The sequence below is a fragment of the Flavobacterium omnivorum genome, assembly GCF_900099915.1.
Lineage (GTDB): Bacteria > Bacteroidota > Bacteroidia > Flavobacteriales > Flavobacteriaceae > Flavobacterium > Flavobacterium omnivorum.
Genome location: NZ_FNDB01000001.1, coordinates 391542 through 415740, shown reverse-complemented (window position 1 = coordinate 415740; position 24199 = coordinate 391542). Strand labels below are relative to the sequence as shown.

General features: G+C 35.8%; 20 protein-coding genes and 2 tRNA genes. 13 read left to right on the top strand and 9 right to left on the bottom strand.

Going from position 1 to position 24199, the window contains the following annotated elements; all coding sequences use genetic code 11:
• Positions 1-170 precede the first annotated feature (170 nt).
• The 3 genes from BLS90_RS01840 to purT all read left to right on the top strand — a co-directional run bounded on the left by BLS90_RS01840 (position 171) and on the right by purT (position 2875).
• A complete protein-coding gene (locus BLS90_RS01840) occupies positions 171-1142 on the top strand; it encodes a hypothetical protein (RefSeq protein WP_091254448.1) in 972 nt (323 codons plus the stop codon).
• A gap of 152 nt (positions 1143-1294) precedes the next feature.
• On the top strand, positions 1295-1651 hold the full coding sequence (locus BLS90_RS01835; protein WP_091254444.1) for a bleomycin resistance protein: 357 nt from the start codon (positions 1295-1297) through the stop codon (positions 1649-1651).
• Between the two features lie 63 nt (positions 1652-1714).
• Positions 1715-2875: a formate-dependent phosphoribosylglycinamide formyltransferase gene (gene purT, locus BLS90_RS01830; protein WP_091254441.1), complete on the top strand. Its 1161-nt coding sequence runs from the start codon at positions 1715-1717 to the stop codon at positions 2873-2875.
• A 106-nt stretch (positions 2876-2981) separates the two neighbouring features.
• On the opposite strand, the gene BLS90_RS01825 is transcribed toward purT, so the two are convergent.
• Positions 2982-3845 carry an AraC family transcriptional regulator gene (locus BLS90_RS01825; RefSeq protein WP_091254436.1) on the bottom strand — a complete coding sequence of 288 codons (864 nt, stop codon included), beginning with the start codon at positions 3843-3845 and terminating at the stop codon, positions 2982-2984.
• Positions 3846-3937: 92 nt separating this feature from the next.
• On the opposite strand from BLS90_RS01825, the gene BLS90_RS01820 reads away from it, so the two are divergent.
• Positions 3938-4300, top strand: a complete 363-nt coding sequence (locus BLS90_RS01820; RefSeq protein ID WP_091254433.1) for a DUF983 domain-containing protein — start codon at positions 3938-3940, stop codon at positions 4298-4300.
• Positions 4301-4340: 40 nt separating this feature from the next.
• The gene (locus BLS90_RS01815; protein WP_091254431.1) at positions 4341-4664 is read left to right on the top strand and encodes a DUF6370 family protein; all 324 of its coding nucleotides are present in this window, start codon (positions 4341-4343) and stop codon (positions 4662-4664) included.
• 38 nt (positions 4665-4702) lie between these two features.
• On the opposite strand, the gene BLS90_RS01810 is transcribed toward BLS90_RS01815, so the two are convergent.
• On the bottom strand, positions 4703-6346 hold the full coding sequence (locus BLS90_RS01810) for a hypothetical protein (RefSeq protein ID WP_091254428.1): 1644 nt from the start codon (positions 6344-6346) through the stop codon (positions 4703-4705).
• A gap of 181 nt (positions 6347-6527) precedes the next feature.
• Here BLS90_RS01810 and fabD point away from each other — a divergent pair, with 181 nt between their 5' ends.
• Positions 6528-7403 carry an ACP S-malonyltransferase gene (fabD, locus tag BLS90_RS01805; RefSeq protein ID WP_091254424.1) on the top strand — a complete coding sequence of 292 codons (876 nt, stop codon included), beginning with the start codon at positions 6528-6530 and terminating at the stop codon, positions 7401-7403.
• 113 nt (positions 7404-7516) lie between these two features.
• Here the strand turns inward: fabD and galE are convergent, their stop codons facing one another.
• Together galE and BLS90_RS01795 are read right to left on the bottom strand one after the other, a co-directional pair.
• Entirely contained in the window at positions 7517-8530 is a 1014-nt protein-coding gene (galE, locus tag BLS90_RS01800; RefSeq protein ID WP_091254421.1) for a UDP-glucose 4-epimerase GalE, read from the bottom strand.
• Positions 8531-8612: 82 nt separating this feature from the next.
• Entirely contained in the window at positions 8613-9743 is a 1131-nt protein-coding gene (locus BLS90_RS01795) for a DegT/DnrJ/EryC1/StrS family aminotransferase (protein WP_091254417.1), read from the bottom strand.
• Between the two features lie 227 nt (positions 9744-9970).
• Here BLS90_RS01795 and BLS90_RS01790 point away from each other — a divergent pair, with 227 nt between their 5' ends.
• The 4 genes from BLS90_RS01790 to BLS90_RS01775 all read left to right on the top strand — a co-directional run bounded on the left by BLS90_RS01790 (position 9971) and on the right by BLS90_RS01775 (position 14270).
• A complete protein-coding gene (locus tag BLS90_RS01790; protein WP_091254414.1) occupies positions 9971-11206 on the top strand; it encodes a 3-deoxy-D-manno-octulosonic acid transferase in 1236 nt (411 codons plus the stop codon).
• A complete protein-coding gene (locus tag BLS90_RS01785) occupies positions 11199-11645 on the top strand; it encodes a GNAT family N-acetyltransferase (RefSeq protein ID WP_091254411.1) in 447 nt (148 codons plus the stop codon). Before BLS90_RS01790 ends, BLS90_RS01785 begins: the two co-directional genes overlap by 8 nt.
• A 23-nt stretch (positions 11646-11668) precedes the next feature.
• A complete protein-coding gene (locus tag BLS90_RS01780; protein ID WP_091254408.1) occupies positions 11669-13843 on the top strand; it encodes a S46 family peptidase in 2175 nt (724 codons plus the stop codon).
• Positions 13844-14036: 193 nt separating this feature from the next.
• Positions 14037-14270 (top strand): PG1828 family lipoprotein, encoded by a 234-nt coding sequence (locus BLS90_RS01775; protein WP_091254405.1) that lies wholly within the window; start codon positions 14037-14039, stop codon positions 14268-14270.
• Between the two features lie 163 nt (positions 14271-14433).
• On the opposite strand, the gene BLS90_RS01770 is transcribed toward BLS90_RS01775, so the two are convergent.
• The 4 genes from BLS90_RS01770 to mutS all read right to left on the bottom strand — a co-directional run bounded on the left by BLS90_RS01770 (position 14434) and on the right by mutS (position 17800).
• Positions 14434-14781, bottom strand: coding sequence for a YegP family protein (locus BLS90_RS01770; protein WP_091254402.1), 348 nt, complete (start codon positions 14779-14781; stop codon positions 14434-14436).
• A 131-nt stretch (positions 14782-14912) separates the two neighbouring features.
• Positions 14913-14998, bottom strand: a tRNA-Leu gene (locus BLS90_RS01765).
• A gap of 11 nt (positions 14999-15009) precedes the next feature.
• Positions 15010-15085: transfer RNA gene (locus BLS90_RS01760), tRNA-Gly, on the bottom strand.
• A gap of 147 nt (positions 15086-15232) precedes the next feature.
• Positions 15233-17800, bottom strand: a complete 2568-nt coding sequence (gene mutS, locus BLS90_RS01755) for a DNA mismatch repair protein MutS (RefSeq protein WP_091254399.1) — start codon at positions 17798-17800, stop codon at positions 15233-15235.
• Positions 17801-17999: 199 nt separating this feature from the next.
• On the opposite strand from mutS, the gene BLS90_RS01750 reads away from it, so the two are divergent.
• The 3 genes from BLS90_RS01750 to BLS90_RS01740 all read left to right on the top strand — a co-directional run bounded on the left by BLS90_RS01750 (position 18000) and on the right by BLS90_RS01740 (position 23028).
• Entirely contained in the window at positions 18000-18449 is a 450-nt protein-coding gene (locus tag BLS90_RS01750; RefSeq protein ID WP_091254394.1) for a DUF1573 domain-containing protein, read from the top strand.
• 72 nt (positions 18450-18521) lie between these two features.
• Complete coding sequence (locus tag BLS90_RS01745; protein WP_091254390.1) at positions 18522-19058, top strand: RNA methyltransferase; 537 nt, start codon at positions 18522-18524, stop codon at positions 19056-19058.
• 49 nt (positions 19059-19107) lie between these two features.
• Positions 19108-23028, top strand: coding sequence for an Ig-like domain-containing protein (locus BLS90_RS01740; protein ID WP_175455413.1), 3921 nt, complete (start codon positions 19108-19110; stop codon positions 23026-23028).
• A gap of 6 nt (positions 23029-23034) precedes the next feature.
• Here BLS90_RS01740 and folK read toward each other — a convergent pair whose 3' ends face one another.
• Positions 23035-24171, bottom strand: a complete 1137-nt coding sequence (gene folK / locus BLS90_RS01735) for a 2-amino-4-hydroxy-6-hydroxymethyldihydropteridine diphosphokinase (RefSeq protein ID WP_091254384.1) — start codon at positions 24169-24171, stop codon at positions 23035-23037.
• Between the last annotated feature and the right edge of the window lie 28 nt (positions 24172-24199).

Genomic DNA, 24199 nt, shown 5'->3' with positions numbered 1-24199 from the left:
ATAAAGGATTTCCACTGCTATCCCTCACGCAAACCCTGCCAAAATCCTAATTATGCTAATCCAGTAAGGAATGTTCGCCAGCTGTCACTCTATTAACAAACCACTCAAGAACAATCGATATTTGTAAGAAAAAATTAATATATTTGGAAAGAAAGTAAAATAATTAGAAAATGACATTAAAAGAAGCCGTATTAAAAAGTTTAGAAGATATTAATAACATTACCAATTACTTAGCGGTTCTCAATCATATTGTTGACAAAAATTATTATGACTTTGGTGGTGCAAAAACTCCTAGCTCAACAATTTCAGCAATTCTTGGCGACTTTATACGTAATGGTGACACCAGAGTAAAACGAATTAAGCAAAATGGAGGGACATATTCGTACTATTTGACAAAAAACGAACAAAATATTGGGATTGAAATTTTAAGTGGTGATACCGATAATCAAAGTGCAAAACCCATCAAGATTAATAAGTCAAAAACTTATGACGAAAGAGATCTGCATAAACTTTTAAGTAGTTATTTAAAAAATACAGACACTTACTCTAAGACCATTTTTCATGAACAATCAAATGGAAAAGACAACAATCAAATTTGGACACATCCTGATATGGTTGGAATCAAATTTTTAAATTTACAGACAAAAGCAAGTCAAAATTTTCTAAAATCCATAAATCGTATTGATACTTTTAAACTAAGTTCATACGAGTTAAAGAGAGAAATCAATAGTGACAGCGAACTAAAAAAAGCTTTTTTTCAAGCCGTTTCAAATTCAAGTTGGGCTAACTATGGATATTTAGTAGCATTTGAATTTAGTGATAGTTTAAATGAAGAAATGGCAAGATTAAATCAATCATTTGGAATTGGAATAATTCAGCTGAATGCAAATCCATATCAAAGCAAAGTCCTTTACCCCTCAATTTTTCGTGACTTAGACTTTAAGACTATTGATAAACTTTGCAAAATGAACAAAGAGTTTGAAAGATTTATTGAACAAACAGAAAAATTAATGACCGCAAACGAAAAATACGTCACTGGCGTTGAAAAAGAGCTTGACGAATTTTGCGATAATTATTTTGTAAACGACACAGAAGTAGAAAATTATTGCATAGAAAAATACATACCAGTAAACGAAGTATAGTGCAAATGGCTTCAACAGTATTCTAGTTCACTTAATTTCATTCAAATCAAGATAACAATTTACTCAAATTTTTTGTATAAGATTGGCAGCAACTCTTTCCGCGTCCATAAAAAATAACCAAATTAATATCAATAATCTAAACCCAAACCATCATGCTCACTGCCATCAACCCAAAGTTACCTATGCGTAACAAAATAATCACAAGAGATTTCTATATAAACCAATTGGGTTTTAAGGAATGGGGAAACGCAGATTTTGACGGGTATTTGATGGTGCAAAAAGACAGTATTGAAATTCATTTTTTTGAATTTGCAACAATTAATGCTGTCGAAAATTACTCAGGAGTTTACATTCGGGTGCAGGATATCGAAACCGTTTATAAAAACTTCTTGAACAACGGCGTTACCATTCATCCCAATGGTCCTCTGGAAATCAAGCCTTGGGGACAAAAAGAATTTGCGATATTGGATCCTGATCATAATCTATTGACTTTCGGGCAAAATTTGTAGGTAATCTGCAGTCATAAAAAAGCAATTTAGTATTTTTACATTCTAATTAAGACTTCAAAAAAAATGAAAATACTATTGCTAGGCTCAGGCGAATTAGGAAAAGAATTTACAATCGCTGCACAACGTATCGGACAAACCGTAATCGCGGTGGACAGTTACGAAAATGCTCCGGCAATGCAAGTTGCCCATGATTTTGAAGTCATCAACATGCTAGACGGAGATGCGTTAGACAAAATCGTCGCCAAACACCAACCAGATTTCATCGTTCCTGAAATAGAAGCCATTAGAACCGAACGTTTTTATGATTACGAGAAACAAGGTATAAACGTAGTTCCTTCTGCGAAAGCGTCAAACTTCACGATGAATAGGAAAGCGATTCGGGATTTAGCGTCCAAAGAATTAGGTTTAAAAACCGCCAAGTATCGCTACGCCACCACTGCCGAGGAATTACAAAAAGGAGTCGAAGCCGTTGGAATGCCCTGCGTGGTAAAACCCTTAATGTCTTCGTCTGGAAAAGGACAATCAACCATAAAAACCGAAGAGGATATCGAAAAAGCATGGAATTATGCCGTGGAAGGTTCCCGCGGCGATGTGGTAGAAGTAATTGTAGAAGCTTTCGTCAAATTCAATTCAGAGATTACTTTATTAACGGTGGTACAAAATAATAATCCAACACTTTTCTGTACGCCAATAGGTCACCGGCAAGAACGTGGCGATTATCAGGAAAGCTGGCAACCCGCCAGAATATCCGACAAGGATTTATACGAAGCGCAAGACATGTCCGAAAAAGTAACCGAAGCCTTGGGTGGCGCAGGACTTTTTGGAGTCGAATTTTTCTTGGCTGATGATGGCGTTTATTTCTCGGAATTATCGCCTCGACCTCATGATACAGGAATGGTAACTTTAGCCGGAACGCAAAACTTTAATGAATTTGAGTTGCATTTACGAGCTATTCTCAGTTTACCTATTTTCGAAATTACATTAGAAAAAGTGGGAGCGAGTGCTGTAATTTTAGCTTCGGAAAATTCTACAAATCCAACCTATTCCGGAATAGAAAAAATTGCTTCCTTACCCAAAACAGATTTCAGAATCTTTGGCAAACCAACTTCTCGTCCGCACAGAAGAATGGCTGTAGCTTTAGTCAATGATACTTTAGAAACTCCAATTGAAGAAGTGGTAGAAAAAGCGAAGAAAGCAGCCAGTTTGGTTACCGTGCATTCGTAATTTACTATAGATAATATTGTCAAGTCGAGCGCAGTCGAGACTCAACGGTTAGTCTCGACTGCGCTCGACTTGACAAACGTCTTAAGGAAACGAGATTGATCCCCCATTACTTTTTAGAAACACGAAAATCTGTCGGAGTCATTCCTGTATATTTCTTGAACAATCGGGTGAAATACGAATAATCATCAAAGCCTAATCGCGTTGCAATTTCATTGACGGTAAACTTTTTATCCATCAACATGCGTTTTGCTTCGAGAATGATTCTGTCTGTAATTACTTCAGTAGTGGTTTTTTGAAGCATTTCATTGCAAATCCTGTTCAAGTGTTTCAAAGTTATAGCCAATTGCGATGCATAGAAAGAAGGTGCTTTTTCTATCCTATAATTATTTTCTAAAACCGTTTCAAACATTTTAATTTTCACATTGTAGGAATGTGCTTCGTGCAGATGGGTTTCATTATATTTTCTGGCAATTTCAATGTGGATAATATCTAACAAATTCATGATTTTATCTTGATTCAACAGCTGATCCGATTGCGTTTCTGCAATCAGACTTTCAAAATAAGGGAGAATTGCTTTTGATTCGGTTGCATCGAAAATCATTTCCGGCTTATTGTCCACCGAAGAATAAAATGGATAGTCGGCGATTGTTTTTTGTCCAAAATACAGATTATACATTTCCTGCGAATAGAAAATTACAAATCCTTCCACATCATCAGACAAATGCCAATGATGCATTTGTCCGGGTTGCAGGAAAAACATACTTCCCTGCTGAATCGCAAACACATCAAAATCAATTTCATGTGTTCCCGAACCTTTAGTAAAAAAGACTAGAACATAGGAATTATGTCGGTGCGGTTCCTCTACAAAACTATGATCAATTAAATGATTCTTGAAGGTATTAATGTACAAATCACTATTCACTGAATTACAGTTAAATCGCTGAATGTTATAAATAGGATATTTTTTCATTTTGTTAAAAATGTCTTTATTGTGCTACTATAAGCGAATATAGAAAACATCCATGACATGAATAAGAAATACCTTTGATAAAATTTATAACGATGTCAAATTCTATTGTACACATCCTGCATAACGATTGCCCTCACTGTCTTCAGGGGAAAGTTTTCAAAGAAAAAAATATTTTCTTACACATTGGGTTTCCCAAAATGAATGAATATTGCCCGCATTGCAACAATAAGTTCGAGAAAGAACCTGGCTATTTTTATGGCGCCATGTATGTGAATTATGGTCTGACAGTGGCGCAAAGTATTGCTACGTTCACTATTGCTCAATTTTTCTTTACTGAAAATTTTGATTTACGAATCATTCCAATCATTGCGGTGGTGATTATTGCCATGGCTTCTATTAATATTCGTCTTTCCAGATTATTGTGGATTTACATGTTTAAAAATTATTCGATGTAAAAAAACCTGTATCTTAGCTAAAGGAAAAATTGAAACATTTATGAAAAAGTTACTATACTTAGCTATTTTATTCTCTGCAACACTTGCAAGTGCTCAGGATAAAGATAAAAAAGAAGAGCCAAAACCTCAAATTGTCGAAGCTTCGTGCGGACAATGCCAATTTGGAATGGAGGGTCACGGTTGCGAATTAGCAGTTCGCATCGAAGGAAAATCCTATTTTGTTGACGGAAGTTCCATCGATTCCCACGGAGATGCACATGCCAGTGATGGTTTTTGTACCGCTATTAGAAAAGCGGAAGTTGTTGGTAAAGTCGTTGACAATAAATTCAAAGTCACCTCATTTAAAGTATTACCTAAAAAATAGAAAAAGGGCTTAAAGAAAATTCTTTAAGCCCTTTTGAACTACTTCGATTTCATACTTGATTTTAGATTGATATTCTCAAAACTGGAAACATCTATTACTTCTTCTAAATCCACATCAAAGGAAATTTGTATACTATCACCCACCATTGTTACTGGCAATTGATTGGATATTTGGGATGAACCCACAAAAATATTAGGATAATCTTTGACCTTGAAATAATAGAAACTATTCCCGTTTTTGACATCATTCTGGATTCGGGTCACCACTGATTTCAGTATTTTTTTATTGGAAACACTATTCGGATTTATTTTATTATCCGACATATTATATACGTTTTTAAACGAAGTCAACGTTTCTCGCATTGTATTGCCCACCCCTACAATGGTATAATCTGAAATGGCTACCATCGCAAACATTTTAACTAATCCGCCATCATCTTTCAGCGTCATCACATAGGTGGGAATGTTATTAATATTGTAAGGAATAGGCAAAGAAGCCTTGTATCCTTTTTCTTGAACTTTCCCTTGCGCGGAACTTTGAGCAGCAAATTCAGTTGCACCACCTTGTTTGTAAAAGGTAGTTTCTTTGGTTCTGGTATCTACCAATACAAAACCCACTGCCGACTCATCTTTCCCCACCGAAGTCAATCCAGTATACCAATACGATTTATTGTTCTTTCCGTAAACCAATGTCAAACCTTCTGTAATTTGAAGTTTGTCCGCGTTAGAAAAATTCCAATACCCGTGCACATATTCACCCCAATCGTTCAATTGATCTTCAATAAAATCCAATGGCTGGATTCGATCAACCCATTTTGGAGTTGCGGCAATACGATACTCATTCATAGTACCAGATTGTGCATCAACGACAATAGTTCCAATAGCCTCTTTTCCAGCAAAACCAATTTTTTTTCCATATTTGGTAACAATCCAAAATGGTTTTCCTGCATCATCTATTTCAAAACTAAAATCAGCCAAACCAACAGTAGCATTGCCGTTAAAATAAACGTGTCTGTGAATATCACTTTGAAAATAGGCGCCTGGTTGGTATTTAATTTTGATATCCTTCCCTCCTATACTCTGAACTAATTTTACATCACGTTCATTAGTTGCAGAAACCATAACATATCCCGCGGTTCCTTCTTGATTGTTAAACCATTTAAAAAAACCCGAATGCAGTAGCGGTGCTACCCAATACAAATTGTTATCTACTTTTTGGATGCAAAAATCACCTAATTCTACTTGACTTCCTAAAGCAGGTTGCGAACCTAAAACTTTTTCTCCCAAAAGATGGGCTAGTTCCTCATCGACCACACGGATTTTATCAATAGAAATTGGAGCAATGTGATTGGTGATTTTTTGACCGTTTTTAACCTCGCCAATTAATTTTTGATACGAATCGCTTCGGAAAATTTTTATGCTGGTTACAAAAGGAAGCGCAATACAATACACTAAAAGCATTCCTGCCAGAATAGACAAAAACTTGTTTGGCTTGGAAACAATCTTAACTTGTTTGGTTTGCTGCGAAACGGAAAGCCCTATTGAAAACAAAATTCCAAGAATCACCAACAGTAAAAAAATAACAGCAAAACCAGTAAAACCATAATGAAGTACAGGCAGGTTGATGTAAAAAAGTAAAAATCCAAAAAGGAATAAGAACGCAATGGAGAAAATCTTTTTCATAATATTCAATCTTTATAGTTTCTAATTAGTCTTTAATACTACTAAATGTTACACATTAGAAAGCGTCAATTTTAAAGAATAGAGTCACCTGATTTGTAATAGCACAAAAAATAGTATTTTTGCATCCCGATTGAAACTAACTTTTCAATCTTCAAATTTTTTCAATCTTTAAAATAAACACATGAAAGCATACGTATTTCCAGGTCAAGGCGCGCAATTTACAGGAATGGGTAAAGAATTATATGAGAATTCTGCGCTGGCAAAAGAATTATTCGAAAGAGCCAATGAAATTTTAGGTTTCCGTATCACAGACATCATGTTTGAAGGAACAGCCGAGGAATTGAAAGAAACCAAAGTGACGCAGCCTGCTGTTTTCTTGCATTCAGTGATTTTAGCAAAAACATTAGGTGAAGATTTTAAACCAGAAATGGTAGCTGGACATTCATTAGGTGAATTTTCCGCTTTAGTAGCTAATGGTGCTTTGTCCTTTGAAGATGGATTAAAATTAGTTTCACAAAGAGCTTTGGCCATGCAAAAAGCCTGCGAAATAAAACCATCGACAATGGCTGCCGTTTTAGGATTGGCTGACACTATTGTGGAGGAAGTTTGCGCTTCTATTGACGGAATTGTAGTCGCTGCAAATTACAACTGCCCAGGGCAATTAGTGATTTCTGGAGAAACATCAGCAGTCGAAAAAGCGTGTGAAGCGATGAAAGCAGCAGGTGCAAAACGGGCGTTATTATTACCTGTTGGCGGTGCTTTTCACTCACCAATGATGGAACCTGCTCGTGAAGAATTGGCTGCAGCTATTAAAGCGACTACGTTCTCAACTCCTGTTTGTCCGGTATACCAAAATGTAACGGCTAGTGCAGTTTCTGACCCAAACGAAATCAAAAAGAACTTAATTATTCAGTTGACTGCTCCGGTAAAATGGACACAATCTGTACAACAAATGATTGCTGACGGTGCTACTTTATTTACTGAAGTAGGTCCAGGAAAAGTATTAGCTGGATTGATTGGAAAAATTGATAAAGAAGCGGTTACTGCAAATGCGTAAATTTTCGAATATCTTATAAAACTGAAAATCCCAAATTATTATTGTGATAATTTGGGATTCTTAGTATATTTTTATGGAGATGCACTGCAGTGCATCTCTACTATTGTGCATTTTTAAGAACGAATTTTCTGTTCCCATTTCCAGGCACTTGCCATCGCTTCTTCCAGCGTAGATTGCGCTTTCCATCCCAAAACATCGTTCGCTTTATCGGTATTGGCGTAAGCCGAAGTTATATCACCTTCTCTGCGTCCTACAATTTTATAAGGCAATTTTTTACCACTCACTTTTTCGAAAGTATGGATCACTTCTAAAACGGAGCTTCCGGTTCCGGTTCCCAGATTAAAGGTTTCTACTTTAGCTGTATTTCTTTTGTTCAGTAAGCGTTGCAAAGCGATAACATGGGCTTTCGCCAAATCGACTACGTGAATATAATCGCGAATGGCAGTCCCATCCGGAGTTGGATAATCGTCTCCATAAACAGCTAATTCTTTGCGCAATCCATAGCCAGTTTGAGTAATAAACGGCACTAAATTCTGAGGAACTCCTATAGGCAATTCTCCTATTTCAGCTGATGGATGTGAACCGATAGGATTAAAATAACGCAATAAAATAGCATTAATATTAGTAACCTTGGCAGTATCAGTTATTATTTCTTCTCCTATTTGCTTTGTATTACCATAAGGCGACATCGCTGTTTGAATAGAAGCATTTTCAGTAATGGGCATAGTTTCGGCTTGACCATAAACCGTACAAGAAGAACTGAAAATAAAATTCGCTTCCGGTTTTTGCTGCAATTCCTGCAAAACGTAAACCAAGGCATTGATATTATTTTCATAGTACAACAACGGATTTTCTACACTTTCTCCCACTGCTTTCGAAGCTGCAAAATGAATGACACCTGAAATATCATGATGCCTTTTGAAAAAATCCTGCACTTTTTCTTTTTCGCGTAAATCTAATTTTTCGAAAGCCGGAACTTTTCCCGTAATATTCTGAATTCCGTCCAAAACACTCAAGGAAGTATTTGATAAATTGTCTACAACTATAACTTCATATCCTTCGTTTTGCAATTCAACTACGGTATGTGATCCTATAAAACCCAAACCTCCTGTAACTAGTATTTTCATGATATCTTGTTTTTAGATGAACGCGATGTATTACGTCTTCTCGTTTATAAAAAAGACGCGATACATCGCGTCTCTACTAAAATTATCCTAAATATTCTAAAACCGAATCCGTGATAAACTTAATTTGCTCGTCATCTAATTCGGTGTGCATAGGCAATGAAAGGACTTCCGTCACTAATTGATTGGTTACTGGAAAATCTTCTTCTTTGTAACGAGAATCAGCGTATGCTTTTTGCGAATGCAACGGAATTGGGTAATAAATAGCACAAGGTATTCCTTTGTCTAATAAATGCTGCATCAAACCATTCCTGTCAGCACCAATAATTCGTAACGTATATTGATGGAAAACGTGACAGTCGCAAATATCACAAATACTTGGCGCAACGATATTTTTATGCCCTTCAAAAGCAGCAGAATATTTCCTGGCTGCGTCTTGTCTGGCTCTTCCATAATCATCTAATAAAGGCAACTTAGCGTTCAAAACCGCTGCCTGAATACTGTCTAATCTAGAATTTACACCTACAACATCATGATGGTATCGCTCATACATTCCGTGATTTACAATTCCGCGAAGTTTGTGCGCCAAAGCATCATCATTCGTAAAAATCGCTCCACCATCTCCATAACATCCAAGATTTTTAGAAGGAAAAAACGAAGTTGCTCCCACGTGTCCAATCGTTCCCGCTTTCTTTTTAGTCCCATCCGAAAATTTACAGTTGGCACCAATCGCTTGCGCATTATCTTCGATAACGTATAAGTTATATTCTTTGGCGATAGCCATAATAGCTTCCATATTGGCGGCACGACCAAACAAATGTACCGGTACAATTGCTTTTGTTTTTGGCGTAATCGCTTTTTTGATTCCTTCAATAGAAATATTCATGTTGAACAAATCCACATCTACTAAAACGGGAGTCAATTGCAATAGAGCAATGACTTCCACTGTCGCAGCAAAAGTAAAATCGGCAGTGATTACCTCATCACCGGGCTTTAAATCCACTCCCATCATGGCAATTTGCAACGCATCGGTTCCATTTGCACAAGGAATTACGTGTTTTACGTCAAGATATTCTTCTAAAGATTTTTGAAATTGATGAACTTGAGGTCCATTAATATAGGTATTAGTGTCTAAAACTTCCTGAATAGAAATGTTAACGACGTCTTTTATTTTTTCATATTGACTTTTTAAGTCAACCATTTGGATTTTTTTCATTGTAATTTATCTTTAATGTTCGAAAGAATACCAATTCTTAATACAGTAAATACTTTCTTAAAACGAAGAACAAAAATAGTTATTTATGAATTGAAACCAATGCAACCGACAGGAAAAAAGATAATATTCCAATGAAATAAAAAGGAAGTACCCGTAACCAAAATTTAAATATTACTGCAGAAGAAATTAAAATAAAGAAAACGTATTTTAGCCCAAAAATTTAAATGATGTTTTCATTATATAATTTAATGGTTCAATTTGCTGGTTTTTTATTAAAAATCATGGCACTTTTCAATCCAAAAATGAAACTTTTTGTAGATGGCAGGAAAGTTGTTTTTCCTGTTTTGGAGCAAAAAATAAAACCCTCGGACAAAACGATCTGGTTTCATGCCGCATCACTTGGCGAATACGAGCAAGGTTTACCCGTAATTGAAAAAGTTAAAGAACAATTTCCTACGCACAAAATCGTGGTTACTTTTTTTTCTCCTTCGGGTTATGAAGTCCGTAAAAACAATACTGTTGCTGATGTTACAGTGTATTTGCCTTTGGACACCAAGAAAAATGCACAACAATTTCTACAACTCGTTCATCCCGATTTAGTGTTTTTTATCAAATATGAGTATTGGCCCAATTATTTATTTGAACTCAAAAAATCAAATACTAAAACCTATTTGGTTTCAGGAATTCTTAGACCAAATCAACTGTTTTTTAAATGGTACGGTGCTTTTTACAGAGACGCGCTGGATGCGTTCACGTACTTTTTTGTTCAAAATGAAACTTCTAAAAAGCTACTGCAGCAGTTAGGAAAAAACAATGTTGCCGTTTCTGGTGACACCCGTTTTGACCGAGTGGCCACAATTTTAGAAAAAAATAATTCGCTAGATTTTATTTCTGATTTTAAAGACAATAAACTTACCATTGTAGTGGGAAGTTCATGGCCAAAAGACGAAGATTTAATAGTCAATTTTATTAATTCGAATACTTTGAATGTGAAATTTATAATTGCGCCACATAATATTAAGGAAGACCAAATTCAACAGTTAAAAAACAGCATCACTAAAAAAACTGTTTTATTCTCTGAAAAAGAAGGAAAGCAGCTTGCCAATTTCGATGTTTTCATTATTGACACCATCGGGATTTTAACTAAAATCTACAGTTATGCAGATATTGCGTATGTGGGTGGCGGTTTTGGTAATCCCGGAGTTCATAATGTATTGGAACCCGCTACTTTTGGTGTTCCAATCCTTATTGGCCCTAACTATTCGCATTTTGCAGAAGCAATTGCGCTAGTCAATATGGAAGCTTGTCTTGCGGTCAGCAATCAAAAAGAATTAAACGAAGCTCTTGAGAACCTAATACGTAATGATGACATTCGTAACGAAAAAGGACACATGTGCAACACTTTTGTACAAATGAACAAAGGCGCTACTACAATCATTTTAAAACATATTCTGAATGATTGAGTTCAAACCTATTACTACTGCTGATATAGAAACCATCGTCTCCATGATGCAGGAATTTTATGCTATCGATAATTATCCCATCAAAAGTGACGTTTCCAAAGCTTTGTTTGAAGAATTTATTTCTAATAAAAATCTGGGCAAAGCATGGCTGATTGTATCAGACAACGAAATTGTGGGGTATCTAATTCTAACCTTTGTTTTTAGTTTTGAATACCAAGGAAAAATTGCTTTTTTAGATGAATTATATGTGACTGAAAAATCTCGTGGAAAAGGGATTGGCAGTGAAGCCATTGCGTTTATTAAAACTGAAAGTCATAAACTATCGTTAAAACTGATTTATCTGGAAGTAGAACCGCACAATGAAAAAGCACAAAAATTGTATCTTGCCAATGGTTTTGAATCGCACAAAAGGCAATTGATGCAATACAAAATCAAATAAAATTACACTCTAAATTTAATACCATGAAAATTTTAAAATTATTCTTATTACTATTTGTCATTCAGACGCAAGCCCAGCAGGGAGGCATGTGGATTCCTTCGCTGCTGAAAGGAATGAATGAAACCGAAATGAAAAATCTGGGTATGAAAATGTCCGTACAAGATATTTATGATGTGAATCAGTCGAGTATGAAAGATGCGGTTCCACATTTTAATGGAGGTTGTACCTCAGAAGTTATTTCCCCAAAAGGATTGATTTTAACCAATCACCACTGCGGATATTCACAAATCCAATCCCACTCTACTGTCGAACAAGATTACTTGACAGATGGATTTTGGGCCTATAAAATGGAAGACGAATTACCAAACGAAGGTTTGACAGTAACTTTCATTGTCAAAATAGATGATGTAACCGTATCCGTTCTGGAAGGAACTGCTACACTTACCAGCGAAGCTGCCAAGCAAAAGAAAATTCAAGAAAACATTTCGGCATTAAGTAATTCGTTGCCAAAGGAAAATTGGCAGGAAAATAAAATCCGTACCTTTTATGAAGGCAATCAATACATGCTTTTTGTAACAGAAACCTTTACGGATGTTCGTCTAGTTGGCGCTCCACCTACATCAATAGGGAAATTTGGTTCCGACACAGATAACTGGGTTTGGCCACGTCATACCGGAGATTTTTCATTGTTTAGAATTTATGCGGACAAAAACAATCGCCCGGCTGCCTATTCAAAAGACAACGTGCCTTATACGCCTAAACATTTCTTGCCTATTTCATTAGATGGCGTAGCCGAAGATGATTTTACTTTGGTATTTGGTTACCCAGGAAAAACAAACGAATATTTACCTTCGGTTGCGATTGAGCAAATTGTAAACGAACTGAATCCTGCAAAAATCGAAATCAGAGACAAAGCCTTGAAAGTTGCCGATAGTTTTATGCGAAAAGACAATGCTATCAAAATTCAATACGCTTCAAAATATGCAAGTATTGCCAATTATTGGAAAAAATGGATCGGCGAAACGCAGGGCTTACAAAAATCAAATGCAGTTGCTGTAAAAGAAGAGTCTGAAAAAGCCTTTCAGCAAAAAATAACAAAAGCAGGCAAAGAAAAAGAATACGGAACATTGTTGGCTGACTTTGACAAAAACTATAAGGAAATTGCTCCTTATGCTTTAGCAAGAGACTATTTTACAGAAGTAGTATTGCGCAATACTGAATTGTTGAGTACAGGATATAAATTATATCAATTGGAGCAAGTATACAATGCTAGAGGAGAGCAAACTTTCAATGACAGAAAAAACAATTTGATTACTGGACTGGCTGATTTTTACAAGAATTTCAATGCAACTGTTGATGAAAAAATTTTTGAGCAGTTAATCGAATTGTATGCGACAAAATCCCCAAAACAATTTTTACCAAAAGGCTTGGTGAATGTGAACGCTAAAAATCTAGCTTCGGAAGTTTATACCAAATCTCAACTGAAAAATTACGCTGGTTTGAAACAATTGCTATCCGGAGATGCCCGTACTGTTTTGGCAAATTTAAATAATGATCCAGGTTTCTTGCTTGTAAAAGAATTAGCCGACAAATATTCTAAAGAAGTTGCGCCAAAATACGACGAGCTGAACTTAACGATTACGGCATTGCAACGCACGTACATGAAAGCGCAATTAGAATTGAATACAGAAAGCCGTATTTTTCCGGATGCTAACAGCACCTTACGTGTAACCTACGGAAAAGTAAAAGGATACGAGCCTAAAGATGCTACAGTGTACACTCCAGTAACGTATTTAGACGGCGTAATGGAAAAATATATTCCAGGAGACTATGAGTTTGATGTTCCTGCCAAATTGATCGATTTATACAAAACAAAGGATTACGGTCCTTACGGCGAAAATGGAAAAATGCCTGTGTGTTTTATTGGTACAAATCACACTACAGGAGGTAATTCAGGAAGTCCGGCAATTGACGCTAACGGGAACTTAATAGGGCTCAATTTTGACAGAGTTTGGGAAGGAACAATGAGTGATATTTATTACGATCCAAGTATTTGCAGAAATATCATGGTCGATATCCGTTACGTACTGTTCATTATGGATAAATATGCCGGAGCAAAAAACTTAATCAGTGAATTAAAACTAGTGCATCCAAAGAAAATTAAACCCTTGAAAAAGAAAAACTTACAAAAAAAATAGACGCAAAATAAGGCCTACAGAACGCTATCAAACAGTAATGACCCATTTATACTAACTGGCATAATAATTGGTATCTGTTTGTATGTTGACAAAAAATATTATTTTTTAAAAAAAAAATAAAAAAATATTTTACATATTAAAAAATTTATATCTTTGCCACGAATTAATAATTAACCTTTTATATTAAATTAAGATGAAAAAAGTATTTTTAAGTTTAGCTGCTGTTGCTGTATTGACTGTTGTATCATGTAAAAAAGCTGACGCTCCTGCTGAAGATTCTGCAACTGCTGTTGATTCTGCTGCTATGGTAGTTGATTCTGCTGCTATGGTAGTTGATTCTGCTGCACAAGTTGTTGATTCTGCTGCTGCTGCTGCTACTGGTGCTGCTGAAGTTGCTACTGACGCTGCTACAGAAGTAAAAAAATAATTAGAAGTCAAATTCTAAAAATTTTAAAGCCATCCGCTCTGCGAGATGGCTTTTTTAATTTGCAACAGTTTCCTCAACAAGAAATAGCTTTACAAAACAAAAAAAAGAGAGTCTTGGCTATAATACCAACACTCTCTTTTTTTTATCAATTCAATTAAAAACCTCAATCAATAAAAATAAAATCATTTCCTGAGAAATCTAATATTTCAGATACAAAACCATATTTTATGATTTCGTCAATTCCCTTTTGTAAACGTAAAGAAGTAGTATACTTCCTGCTTGTTGCAAAATGACTATCACCAAGCATTAATTTGAAATAAAACTTCCCACTAGAAGATTTAAACTTCAAAAAATTAGCCGATTGCATATTCGTTTTAAATCTTTCGATATCTTCTTCACACTCAAACTTGAGTTCATAACTCAAACTCGTAAAAACAACTTTTCCCTTCCTGGAAGTAAATACAAATTTATATTCGTCGTTATATCTTTTACTAATTACAAAAGCTCCCATAGTTTATTAAAATAACAAATATTCAAATTACAGATTACTAAAAAAGGAGTTGCTATTAGTTTCTAAAAATTTACTTATTTATCAAAAACCATAAAAACAAAAAAAAGCCTCTTCAATTGAAGAGGCTTTAGTACTCAGAGCGGGACTTGAACCCGCACGAACATTGCTGTTCACTGGATTTTAAGTCCAGCGTGTCTACCAATTTCACCATCCGAGCATTATGTGGTGTGGAGCGAAAAACGGGGCTCGAACCCGCGACCTCGACCTTGGCAAGGTCGCGCTCTACCAACTGAGCTATTTTCGCATTTTCAATTCTTAAAAAAAACCGCGATACTTGTTCTGTATTGCGGATGCAAATTTAGGACATTTATTGAATTACACAAGCCTTTTTTGCAAAAAATTTACAGATAAAAGTTAACCTTCTGATAACGTAAACTTTAAAACGAAAAATTTATTTTCTGGTCAACATTCTTTTAATTTCATTGAGTTTCATTAGTGCTTCCATCGGAGTAATGGTATTAATGTCCAAATTTAAGATCTCTTCTTTGATCTCTTCCAACAAAGGATCATCTAGATTAAAAAAGCTCATTTGCATGTCGTCTTGCGCTGCTTTAATACCGTTTAAAGCATCACTAGAATGATTTTTCTCCAATTTTTTCAAGAGCTTTTGTGCTTTCAAAATTACAATTTGCGGCATTCCAGCCATCTTCGCCACATGTATCCCAAAACTATGGGCGCTTCCTCCTTTGACCAATTTTCGAATAAAAAGTACCGTATCTTTCAATTCCTTTACAGCCACATTATAATTCTGAATTCTAGGCAATGATTCACTCATTTCATTCAACTCATGATAATGAGTTGCAAACAAAGTTTTAGGCTTAGAAGGATGTTCGTGCAAAAACTCTGCAATTGCCCATGCGATAGAAATCCCATCATACGTACTCGTACCTCTTCCAATTTCATCTAAAAGCACTAAACTACGATCAGAAATATTATTTAAGATAGAAGCAGTTTCATTCATTTCGACCATAAAAGTAGATTCGCCCATCGAAATATTATCGCTTGCTCCTACTCTGGTAAATATTTTATCGACAATTCCCATTCTCACGCTTTCTGCAGGAACAAAACTCCCCATTTGACACAAGAGTACAATTAAAGCAGTTTGGCGCAAAATAGCCGACTTTCCAGACATATTAGGACCTGTAATCATGATCAATTGCTGCGTTTCACGATCCAAGAAAACATCATTGGCGATATAAGGCATTCCAAAAGGCAATTGTTTTTCGATAACGGGATGCCTTCCATTTTTAATTTCCAGTTCGAATGTTTGATCGAGTTCCGGACAAACATATTTGTTTTCAATGGCCAATTGCGTGAACGAACAAAGACAATCCAACTGTGCTATTAAATTAGCATTCATCTGAACAGGCTTTATGTAAGTTGCAATCCAACTGACCAACTGTTCAAACAATTCTACTTCTATTTTATGAATTTTTTCTTCGGCACCCAGAATTTTGGTTTCATATTCTTTTAATTCTTCGGTAATGTAGCGTTCTGCATTGACCAAGGTTTGTTTCCGAATCCATTCCGTGGGAACTTTGTCCTTGTGCATGTTCCTAACTTCGATGTAATATCCAAAAACGTTATTAAAAGAGATTTTCAACGACGAAATTCCAGTTGCTTGTGATTCTCGTTTTTCAATTCCTTCCAAGAATTCCTTTCCTGAAGTTGATATGGCCCTTAGCTCATCTAATTCGGCATTAATCCCTTTGGCAATTGCATTCCCTTTGGCAATAGCAACAGGAGCATCTTGGTTCAAAACCGTTTTAATTTTTTCACGTAGCAATTCGCAACTGTGCAAACTGTCACCGATTACTTTTACAGCTTCTTGTGGGCTTTCCAAAGCCAATGTTTTTACTGGAATAATTGCATCTAATGATTCTTTCAAATACACCACTTCGCGAGGCGATACTTTTCCAGCTGCAATTTTTGAAATCAACCGCTCTAAATCGGAAATTTGCTTAATTTGATTTTGGATGTTTTTCAGAACGCTTTGATTTTCTTTTAAATAAGAAACCACTTGGTGCCGACCTTGAATTTTATGACTGTCTTTTAACGGCAATGCCAACCAACGTTTTAGCAAACGACCACCCATTGGCGAAAGCGTTTTATCAATAACATCAAGCAGCGTGACCGCATTTGGATTATAACTGTGATATAATTCTAAATTTCGAATCGTAAACCGATCCATCCAAACATAGGCGTCTTCGGCAATACGTTGAATCGCAGTTATATGTTGCACTCGATTGTGCTGCGTCTCAGATAAATAATACAAAATAGCGCCCGAAGCAATAATTCCTTCTTTGAGTTCTTCGATTCCAAATCCTTTTAAAGAAACGGTTTGAAAATGTTTAGTTAAGGTTTCGAATGCGTAATCTTCCTTATAAATCCAGTCTTCGAGATAAAAACTATGGTAATCGTCACCGAAAATTTCCCGGAAATCACTTTTATTGTTTTTTGGAATCAGAACTTCACTTGGATTAAAATTCTGCAACAGCTTATCAATATATTCTGCGTTTCCTTGAGCTGTCAAAAACTCTCCGGTGGAAACATCAAGAAAGGAAATTCCTATAGATTTATTTGCGAAATAAATGGATGCTAAAAAGTTATTCGTTTTAGATTGTAAAACCTCATCATTCATAGAAACCCCGGGAGTTACTAGTTCAGTAACACCACGCTTTACGATAGTTTTGGTCATTTTAGGATCTTCAAGCTGATCACAGATAGCTACACGAAGTCCCGCTTTTACTAATTTTGGCAAATACGTATTCAAAGAATGATGTGGAAAACCTGCCAAAGCCGTTTCCGTCTCAGAACCCGCTCCACGCTTAGTCAAGACAATTCCTAAAATTTTAGAAGCACGTACAGCATCTTCACCAAATGTCTCATAAAAATCCCCCACACGAAACAAAAGACAAGCATCAGGATATTTCCTTTTTATCTCGTTGTATTGTTTCATTAACGGTGTTTCCCTAACTATTTTATCTTTAGATGCCAATGGTTTTGTGTTTGAAATTAAATAAAATTTAAGCGAATTTATAGATTTTAAAACAAAAATGCGATCTCCTTGAAAAATTAAACTATTTTTTTAAGAGAATATTAAGGCGTAAATTCTAATTTTTACATAGCTTTGTGAATATTTATAAAACTGAACAAAGATGAAAAAAATAATTGCTCTAGCCTTGCTAGTTACTTTAGGAGTTACTACTTCTAATGCACAAGAAACAACTAAAAAATTAAAAGCCACCAATACTAAACTTGCTACTGCAAAAGTAAATGGAGCTGGAATGGTGTTTGTTACAGAGACTATTGATTATGGTACTGTCGCTTACAACTCTGACGGCCGACGTGAGTTTGTATTCACTAATAACGGAAACAAACCCTTAATCATAACTAATGCTCAAGGTTCATGTGGTTGTACTGTACCAACATATCCAAAAGAGCCAATTGCTCCAGGTGCAAAAGGTGTTATTGGAGTAAAATATGATACTTCAAGAGCAGGACAAGCATTTACCAAAACAGTTACTTTGACAACTAATGCTGTTGTACCAAGTAAAACACTTACAATAAAAGGAAATGTTTTAGCTGCTGATGCTGCAAAAAGCTAAATTTTAAAAAACAATAATAAAAAGCTCCCTCCTTGTCGGGAGCTTTTTTATGCATAAAAATCCCAAAAAAATATGAGAAAGCTTGAAAACAGCGAATTGGATCGAAAATCCATTGAAGCTTTTAAACAATCGGAAAAAACACCCCTTATTTTGGTTTTAGATGATATTCGCAGCTTGCATAATATTGGTTCTGTTTTTAGAACTGCCGATGCTTTTTTAATTGAAAAAATTTATTTGTGCGGCATCACTGCAACTCCTCCTAATAAAGAAATTCACAAAACAGCCCTTGGTGCCACAGAAACAGTTGTTTGGGAACATCAGAAAAATGTATTAGAAGTCATTGAAAATTTAAAAAAAGAAAACGTAATCACACTTGCCATAGAACAAGTGGAAAGTGCTATTTTTCTACAAAATTTTGAGATTAAAAAGGGAGAAAAATATGCTTTAGTTTTTGGAAACGAAGTCTATGGAGTTTCACAAGAAGCAGTTGCGCTGTGTGATGGCTCCATCGAAATCCCACAATTAGGCACCAAACATTCTTTGAATATATCTGTAAGCGCAGGGATTGTGGTTTGGGATTTATTTTCTAAAATGAATTGGCCGAAATAAAAAATGCAAAAAGAATCAGTACTTTTATAGAATGAAAATTAATGTTTTTTTGAAAATAATTTTAATTATTTTGTTCTTCATTCCGAAGGCAAGTTTTGCAATTGATACTAATCCTACAATTTCGGCATCGGGAAACCAGACCTATTGTCCAGGTAGTTATACAAAAATTACCAGTTCTGGTTCTGTTCAATTAAGTGACCCCAATAATGTTGTAAATCAAATTTATATTCAAATATCTACAGGTTATATTAGTGGCCAGGACAAATTAATACTAACTAACCTTCTCTCTCATCCAACAATTGGAGTAGATACTTTCGATACAATCACAGGAAAACTGAGAATATATGCTAATGGGGCAACAGTGGCAGATTTTGTAGCTGCCATAGAAGATATCGTATTCTACAATTCCTCAACTTCACCTTCTGGAACTCGGACTTTTTCTATCACTATTGGTCAGGCAAACTATTTGCCGAGAAATAAGCATTTTTATGAATATGTTTCCTATCCAGGAGTCAAATGGAAAGAAGCGAAAGATGCAGCCGCACTAAAAGTTTATTACGGTTTGCGAGGCTATTTAGCAACCTTAACATCAGACGACGAAGCGATACTAGCGGGAGTACAAGCCAAAGGCGCAGGATGGATTGGAGCTAGTGATGATTCATCAGAAGGAGCATCAGAGGGTGATTGGAAATGGGTAACAGGTCCGGAAAAAGGAAGTTCTTTTTGGCGTGGGAACGGAAGTGGTTATCGTACTCCTCCATATTATTATGACTTTTGGAATGAAACTGGTAATGATTCAAGTAAGTGGGAACCCAACAATGAAGGAAATGAAAACTATGCTCATATTTTATATAATGTTGGTAAAAAAGGCTCTTGGAATGATTTATCCAATTCAGGCAGTACTGATCCAACAAGTGATTATTATCCATTAGGTTACATTGTTGAATATGGTGATTTAGATCCCGGAGATATTAATGCTATTCAAATCTCAGCTAGTACCACAATTACAATTCCTAAAATAACATCTACAACACCCAATTCAAGATGTGGTTCCGGGCCAGTTACACTGAAAGCTACAGCCACAGATGGAACAATCAATTGGTATGCTACTTCCTCAGGTGGAACGCCATTAACAACCGGCGACACTTATAATCCAGTCCTAACAAATACCACAACTTACTATATAGATGCAGGATGCTCCACTTCCAGAATTGCCATAATTGCCACCATTATAAATTTACCAGATGCACCAGTTGTTATCTCACCTGTTTTCTATTGTCAAGATGAAGCTCCTGTTGCTTTGTCTGCAACTATTTCTCCAAATAGTATCTTAAATTGGTACACCGTAGCAATAGGTGGAACTTCAAATGCAACAAGACCTATCCCGTCAACAACAACAATTGGCACAACATCCTATTTTGTGAGCCAAACGAATACTGCTACAGGTTGTGAAGGACCTCGTTCTGAAATAAAAGTAACCAGTAATGCGCGGCCTCTAGCTCCAGTTGCCAGTGACATTAGTTATTGCCAAAACGAAACTGTAATAGCGGCTTTAAACGCAACAACATCTACAAATTGCACTTTAAATTGGTATGTCTCTGCAACGGGTGGAACCCCAAGTTCATCAAGCCCTATTCCAGCAACAACAACTGTAGGCATTTCCTCTTATTTTGTGAGTCAAACTAGTAACATTACAAATTGCGAAGGACCTCGTTCCGAAATAAAAGTAACCATTAACGCGCGTCCCTCTGCTCCAGAAGCTACTGCCATTAGTTACTGCAAAAATGAGATGGCACTTCCATTATCTGCAACGGCAGCTACAAATTGTATATTAAATTGGTATACCGCAGCAACGGGCGGAACATCTACTACAACAAATCCTGTTCCATCTACTACAAACCAGGGTTCAACATCTTATTTCGTGAGCCAAACTAATAGCACTACTGGATGTGAAGGTCCTAGAACGGAACTAATAGTTACTGTAAATGCACTTCCCGTTGTGGTAAATATCACTATTTCTCAATGCGACACCGATGCAATTCCAGATGGAAAAACTTTGTTTAATTTAAGGGTAAATAATAGTGTAATTTCGGAAAATTACACAGAGGAAACTTTTACCTTTTACAACACTCAGGAAGGCGCAAATAACGCATTAGCTTCGGATTTAATTGTAAATGATTTGTCCTTTGAAAACACAACTGCTTCCACAACTGTAATTTGGGCGAGAGTAGCCAATAATACTACTGGTTGTCATACCGTTGCCGAAATAATACTAAAAGTCTCAGCCACCAACATTGATCCAAACTATAAAATCCCAATATTAGTAGTATGTGATGATAATTTAGACCTCAATGGAAACGACACGAGTGACAACAACAAAAGAGACGGAATAACTACTTTCGACATGACAGCGTCTAAAGCCGTAATACAAAACCTTTTGCCTACTTCGGATACTTACACTATCAATTACTACAAAAATGAAGCGGATGCCTTGGCAGAAACTAACGTAATTACAGATATTTCGAATTATAGAAATATTGGCTACCCTAATTCTCAAGATATTTGGATGCGGATTGACAGTAACTTAGATAATGCCTGTTACGGTCTAGGCCCGTATTTGACTTTAATTGTTGAAGCTTTACCTGTTGCAAATACAGTTGTTATTCCTCGACAATGCGACGACAACAACGATGGAATATTTACATTCAATACTTCTTCGTTGGAATCTGATTTATTACAAGGACAAACCAATGTTACGGTTACTTATTTCGATCTAGCCAATAATCCTCTGAAAGATGCTAACGGAGTTTTGATCACGAGTCCATTTCCGGCAAATTTTCTTTCAACTTCTCAAACCATTAAGGCGGTTGTAACCAATAATACAACTCAACAATGTTTTGATGAAACAACCATAACATTTATTGTAGATGCTTCGCCAATTGCTAACGCTGTTCCTTCAGACCTTACAACAACTTGTGACGACGAAGCGAATCCAATCAATCAAGATGGGAAATTTGCGTTTGAAACCGCTTTATACGAATCCATTATTTTAGGTGGACAAACTGGAATGATTGTCAAATATTACGATCAAAATAATATGCTTTTGCCAAGTCCATTACCCAATCCATTTGTAACCAATACACAAAATATTACTGTAAATGTTCAGAACCCATTAAACACAATTTGTACGGCATCGACGACATTAAATTTTGTTGTCAACCCTATTTCAAATATTGACTTGAATTTGGATGGCCTTTCAAATGAACTAGTTTGTTCCAATCTTACGAGCTTTTTTGTAACGCTGGATGCAGGTGTTTTAGACGGTTCACCAACAAGTAATTACGATTATATTTGGACGAAAGATGGAATAATTTTCGGCACAAATTCCCCAACATTAAATGTAAACACTGTGGGAGATTATACCGTTGAAGTAATCAATAATGCGGGATGCAGTCGCATTAGAACGATAACGGTCAACGCTTCGAATGTAGCTACTATTGACTCTATTGATATTGTAGACTTGACAAATAGCAATACATTGACAATTAACACTTCTGGAACTGGAGATTATGAATACAGCTTGGATGACCCCAATAATTTTTGGCAAGACTCCAATTTTTTTGATAATGTTCCTGCTGGAATTCACGAGGTTTTCATCAATGACAAAAATGGTTGTGGTATCGCTAGTCAAACTATTTCTGTAATAGGAGCGCCAAAATTCTTTACACCAAACAGCGATGGTTATAATGATTATTGGAGTATTAAAGGAATAAATAACACTTTCAATTCAAAATCGATCATCTACATTTTTGACCGATACGGAAAACTCTTAAAGCAATGGGTTCCTAATTCAAGTCAAGGTTGGGACGGCACTTTCAATGGAACACCTTTACCAACAGATGATTATTGGTTTTCCTTGAAATTAGAAGATGGAAGAGAAACAAAAGGCCATTTTACTTTGAAAAGATAAAATATTTTATTTACTAATTTTCTTTTGTATCTGCTCTAAAATGTAAAGATAATCTTCTTGATTTTTTACAAAATCTCGGTCTGATACATCAATTATCAAAACATTCAAGTCCGTCTGAGATTTGATATAATCCAGATAACCACTATTGATTTTATCTAAATATTCTGCTGGAATTTTTTGTTCATAGCTTCTGCCACGCTTTTTTATATTTTGCAAAAGCCGTTCTGAATTTTGATACAAATAAATATACAAATCCGGTTTGGGCATTTCTCTGTAAATGATGTCAAATAGATTGCGATACAAGCGATATTCATCTTCGGCAAGTGTTATTTTGGCAAAAATCAAGGATTTAAAAATATGATAATCAGCAACCAGAAAGTCTTTAAACAAATCAAATTGTGCCAAATCATCGGATAATTGCTGGTATCTATCCGCAAGAAATGACATTTCAAGTGGAAATGCATACCGGTTTTGATCTTTATAAAATTTAGGTAAAAAAGGATTATCTGCGAAACGTTCTAACACGGTTTTCGCATTGAAATCCTCAGAAATTTTTGTAGCCAAAGTAGTTTTCCCCGCTCCAATGTTCCCTTCAAAGGCAACATAATTGAATTGCTCCAACGGAATATTTCGCAAAGGCTGTGTTAAATCCTGCACAATTGTACAAACACTGTCATCTGGAGATATAAGGATTAATTCCGATATGTTTTTTTGAAGAACGGGATGTTTCCAATCCAATGCTAAATCCTGAACGGGAAGCAATACAAAATTCCTATTCTGCATTAACGGATGTGGAATTTGGAGTTTATCAGTTGTAATAATTTCTAAATCGAATGCAATCAAATCAATATCAATCGTGCGAGATTGGTATACTTTTGTCTTGTTTCGCAAACGCCCCAACCGTTTTTCAATTTTTAAGACCTGCGTCAGAATTTTAGCTGCGGAACTGAAAGTATGCAAAACCACTGCACAATTATAAAAAGCATCACTTTCAAATCCCCAAGCGGGCGTTTCATACAATCTGGAAACTTTTATAACCGTACCAACTTCCTGATGTATCCATTCTAAACAGCGCTCGATATTTTCCAAACGATTGCCTTCATTACTCCCTATCGATAAAATAACCTGATGCTGTGATTTCATAATTAGGTGCAAATTAACTAAAAGAATT

Bases quoted from the DNA above. Each gene is read 5' to 3' on its own strand.
- BLS90_RS01780 (WP_091254408.1), top strand. From the start codon at position 11,669: ATGAAAATTTTAAAATTATTCTTATTACTATTTGTCATTCAGACGCAA.
- BLS90_RS01835 (WP_091254444.1), top strand. From the start codon at position 1,295: ATGCTCACTGCCATCAACCCAAAGTTACCTATGCGTAACAAAATAATC.
- galE (WP_091254421.1), bottom strand. From the start codon at position 8,530: ATGAAAATACTAGTTACAGGAGGTTTGGGTTTTATAGGATCACATACC.
- BLS90_RS01840 (WP_091254448.1), top strand. From the start codon at position 171: ATGACATTAAAAGAAGCCGTATTAAAAAGTTTAGAAGATATTAATAAC.
- BLS90_RS01820 (WP_091254433.1), top strand. From the start codon at position 3,938: ATGTCAAATTCTATTGTACACATCCTGCATAACGATTGCCCTCACTGT.
- purT (WP_091254441.1), top strand. From the start codon at position 1,715: ATGAAAATACTATTGCTAGGCTCAGGCGAATTAGGAAAAGAATTTACA.
- BLS90_RS01795 (WP_091254417.1), bottom strand. From the start codon at position 9,743: ATGAAAAAAATCCAAATGGTTGACTTAAAAAGTCAATATGAAAAAATA.
- BLS90_RS01785 (WP_091254411.1), top strand. From the start codon at position 11,199: ATGATTGAGTTCAAACCTATTACTACTGCTGATATAGAAACCATCGTC.
- folK (WP_091254384.1), bottom strand. From the start codon at position 24,171: ATGAAATCACAGCATCAGGTTATTTTATCGATAGGGAGTAATGAAGGC.
- BLS90_RS01745 (WP_091254390.1), top strand. From the start codon at position 18,522: ATGAGAAAGCTTGAAAACAGCGAATTGGATCGAAAATCCATTGAAGCT.
- BLS90_RS01790 (WP_091254414.1), top strand. From the start codon at position 9,971: ATGTTTTCATTATATAATTTAATGGTTCAATTTGCTGGTTTTTTATTA.
- BLS90_RS01770 (WP_091254402.1), bottom strand. From the start codon at position 14,781: ATGGGAGCTTTTGTAATTAGTAAAAGATATAACGACGAATATAAATTT.
- fabD (WP_091254424.1), top strand. From the start codon at position 6,528: ATGAAAGCATACGTATTTCCAGGTCAAGGCGCGCAATTTACAGGAATG.
- BLS90_RS01825 (WP_091254436.1), bottom strand. From the start codon at position 3,845: ATGAAAAAATATCCTATTTATAACATTCAGCGATTTAACTGTAATTCA.
- BLS90_RS01775 (WP_091254405.1), top strand. From the start codon at position 14,037: ATGAAAAAAGTATTTTTAAGTTTAGCTGCTGTTGCTGTATTGACTGTT.
- BLS90_RS01810 (WP_091254428.1), bottom strand. From the start codon at position 6,346: ATGAAAAAGATTTTCTCCATTGCGTTCTTATTCCTTTTTGGATTTTTA.
- mutS (WP_091254399.1), bottom strand. From the start codon at position 17,800: ATGAAACAATACAACGAGATAAAAAGGAAATATCCTGATGCTTGTCTT.
- BLS90_RS01815 (WP_091254431.1), top strand. From the start codon at position 4,341: ATGAAAAAGTTACTATACTTAGCTATTTTATTCTCTGCAACACTTGCA.
- BLS90_RS01750 (WP_091254394.1), top strand. From the start codon at position 18,000: ATGAAAAAAATAATTGCTCTAGCCTTGCTAGTTACTTTAGGAGTTACT.